This window comes from Pelomicrobium sp. G1 (genome assembly GCF_051905455.1).
In the GTDB taxonomy this organism is placed as follows: Bacteria; Pseudomonadota; Gammaproteobacteria; order Burkholderiales; family UBA6910; genus Pelomicrobium.
On the sequence record NZ_JBQACR010000156.1, the window covers coordinates 1 to 377 of the forward strand.

Below are 377 nucleotides of genomic sequence, written 5' to 3' on the forward strand. Positions count from 1 at the left end.
TTGCTGATCAAGGATTACGGGCTCGGCTACTATCCCAGCCTCGCGCTGGTGGTACTGGCCACCATGTTGCTCGCCATCCTCATCGAGCGGGTGGTCATGCGCCCCATCGCCGATTCCGATTGGCTGACGCTGTTCACCGCCACCCTGGGCGTGTTCTACATCCTGCACGGCGTGGCCGGCTGGCTGTGGGGACGGGACACCAAGGCGTTTCCGGTCACTTTCGATCCCACGCCGGTGGAGATCCTCGGCGCCGTGGTGAGCGAAGGCCATCTCATCAACATGGCCTGGGCCACTGCCATCGGCATCGTGCTGTACCTCTTTTTCAAGTTCACCAAGCAGGGCATCGCCATGCGCGCGGTCACCGACGACCCGGAAAC

The 377-nt window shown here is 62.9% G+C and carries 1 protein-coding gene; it reads left to right on the forward strand.

From position 1 onward, the window contains the following. On the forward strand, window positions 1-377 hold a 377-nt coding region (locus ACTFO6_RS17955), incomplete at both ends, for an ABC transporter permease subunit (RefSeq protein WP_439935771.1).